This is a genomic window from Bacillus sp. AY2-1, assembly GCF_008368965.1.
In the GTDB taxonomy this organism is placed as follows: Bacteria; Bacillota; Bacilli; order Bacillales; family Bacillaceae_G; genus Bacillus_A; species Bacillus_A thuringiensis_S.
Window position 1 is genome coordinate 1 of the sequence record NZ_QPEL01000057.1, and the last position, 3,093, is coordinate 3,093.

The following is a 3,093-nucleotide window of genomic DNA, read 5'->3' on the forward strand; positions in this document are numbered from 1 at the left end:
ATTGTAAGGTTATTTTAATTGACACTCGTATGTATAAGTAACTATACTGGTTACACAATGTTGGTGAGTATATTTAATAATCTTTATCTATAAGTGTATGTCCGAGGATTATTTTTGGAGCAATAATTCGATTTTAAATTTATTATCTGATATATATTAATGTAAACAACTTAATCTATTCTTTATTCAAGGTCGTATTATTTAAAGATTAATTATAAATGATATATTTACCAAATTGTAATAATTTGATAGAGGTGTTACATTTTGAAATACAAATTAATTGCTACAGGAATTCTTGCTGGAAGTCTATTAACCTACTCATCTAATACATTTGCAAATACTCATAAGTTCCCAGATGTTCCTGCATGGGCGGACAAATCCATCTAATACATTTGCAAATACTCATAAGTTCCCAGATGTTCCTGCATGGGCGGACAAATCCGTTAATTATTTAGTTGATAAACAGGTATTGAATGGCTATCCAGACGGAACGTTCGGTTCAAATGACTCATTAGACAGAGCTTCGGCTACAAAAATTATGACAAAAGTTTTAGGTATACAAATTGACTCTAATGCAAAACCATCATTTACAGATTCACAAAACCACTGGGCTACTCCGTATATTGCTGCTGCTGAAAAAGCTGGTATTGTTAAAGGTGAGGGTAATGGAATCTTCAATCCATCCGGAAAAGTAACTCGTGCTGCTATGGCTACGATGCTAGTAAATGCATATAAACTACAAAGCGCAGCAAATCATAATGAGCAGGTTAAATTTGAAGATTTAAAAGGGCATTGGGGAGAAAAATATGCCAATATTTTAATCGGTTTGAAAATTTCCAATGGTACTGAGAACGGTTGGCAACCAAATAGATTTATAACACGTGCTGAAGCTGCTCAACTTACTGCAAAAACAGATATGATGCAACATCGTCCCCAAAACCCATTAGAAAGCAAAACAATCATTATTGATCCTGGACATGGTGGCGAAGATCCTGGGAAATCCACAAAGGGATTACCTGAAAGTAAGATTGTACTAGACACTTCTTTACGTCTACAACAATTACTTGAAAAGCATACACCATTTACAGTTTTATTAACTCGTCAATCTGATAATAGACCGGGGCATGATCAAAAAAGTTCTTTACAGGAACGTGTTAAATTTGCTAAGAAAAATCAGGGTGATATCTTTATAAGCGTACATGCAAATGCTTTTAATGGTAATGCAAAAGGGACAGAAACATATTACTATAAATCTTCTAAATCCGAAAAAACAAATCCTCATGTGGAAGAAAGTCGTGTTTTAGCAGAAAAAATTCAAACACGTTTAGTAGAGGCACTTCAAACACGAGACAGAGGAGTTAAACATGGAGACCTTCATGTAATAAGGGAAAATGACATGCCAGCTGTGTTGACGGAACTGGCGTTTATAGATAATGGTATTGATTACAGTAAATTATCTACGGAAGATGGCAGACAAATTGCAGCAGAAGCCATTTATGAAGGAATTTTAGATTATTATGAATGGAAAGGAAATAATGTATCTGAATATAGGCTGTAATAAGTAATTGAAAATATAGTAATTCTCGAAATGAAGAATTCTATAATTTTTTTGTATTTTTTTAAACAATAATTTTAAATTTGTATTTAAAATTATTGTTTAAATTTTTATTTTATGTTTTAATATTATTGATAATAGTTATCAATAATAGTGAGAGGAAGATTAGTGAAACATGTGTTTTTAGTTAGTGTCATAAAAGTTAATGAATTTCTATATTGTATGGCTATGAATCTATCTCTATTTTTGCGAACTAGAAATAATATATTTATATCTTTTAAATGTTTAAGAAGGAGTGGCTGTCTGTATGAAAAAAGCAAAAGAAATAGCTAAATGTGTTGCGGTAGCGTCCGTTATTATGTCTGGATCATTTAGTTTACAAGCAACATCTGCATTTGCAGATTCTAAAGGAACTGTAGAAAATCTTCAAAATGGTGGGAAGGTCTATAATAGTTTTAAAACTACTTATGACATGAAGCAGAATATCAAAAATTCGATAAAGGTTTCTTTTATTGAGGATCCTTACGCAGATAAAAAGATTGCAATTGTGACCACTGATGGTAGTAATATTGATGCTAAATATACAGTTAATAGTGGATACTATAACGCAGGCTTAAAATGGCCATCAGCTTATCATACTGAAGCAGAAATAACAAGTGGTGATAGTGCTCAGTTCCATAAAGCTGCCCCAGTTAATACAATGACTTCAGCAAAGGTCACTTCTGAGGTAGGGTATACACTTGGTGGAAGTGTTAAAGTAGGAGTAAATGATAAAGGGCCAAATGCCGATGCAAGTATCACAGGTAGCTTTGCTTGGAAAGAAAGTGTATCTTATGATCAAGTAGATTATAAAACGGTATTAGAGACTCACACAGATAAGAAATTAAATTGGAAAGTAGGATTCCAATCATTTAATTTCCCAGAGTGGGGAATTTATAATCGTGATTCATTCAATACTTTCTATGGTAATCAACTATTTATGAAATCACGTAGTTATAATGAAGGAACGAATAATTTTGTTTCAAAAGATACAGTACCAGCTTTAACAGGATATGGTTTTTCTCCAAACGTAGTAGCGGTTATTACTGCTGATAAAACAGAAATTACATCAGATTTAAAAATAACAAATCGTAGAATTTCAGATCAGTACAATATTGAGTGGGTAAGTTCAAAATGGTGGGGAACAAATAATAAAGATACATATAATGAATTCTTTACGAACCACTATAAATTAGACTGGAAAAACCATCAAGTTACTCTTGATAACCAAAAATTCCTTGAAGAACAAATGAATAGTATCAACAGCGTGAATGATAAACTTAACAAAGGAAAAGGGAAGTTATCTCTTTCAATGAATGGAAATCAACTCAAAGCTACGTCTAGCAATGCTGGTTATGGTATCAGTTATGAAGATAAGAATTGGGGTATCTTTGTAAATGGTGAAAAGGTCTATACTTTTAATGAAAAATCAACTGTAGGCAATATATCTAATGATATTAACAAATTAAACAAAAAAGGAACTTATAGAGAATAAAAAC

General features: G+C 32.0%; 1 protein-coding gene and 1 pseudogene. Both read left to right on the top strand.

Annotated elements, in window-relative coordinates; genetic code table 11:
• The first annotated feature begins 264 nt into the window (after window positions 1–264).
• Window positions 265–1,558 (top strand): annotated as a pseudogene (locus DN403_RS14270) (N-acetylmuramoyl-L-alanine amidase).
• 304 nt (window positions 1,559–1,862) lie between these two features.
• A complete protein-coding gene (hlyII, locus tag DN403_RS14275; protein WP_149185546.1) occupies window positions 1,863–3,089 on the top strand; it encodes a hemolysin II HlyII in 1,227 nt (408 codons plus the stop codon).
• Window positions 3,090–3,093: the final 4 nt, after the last annotated feature.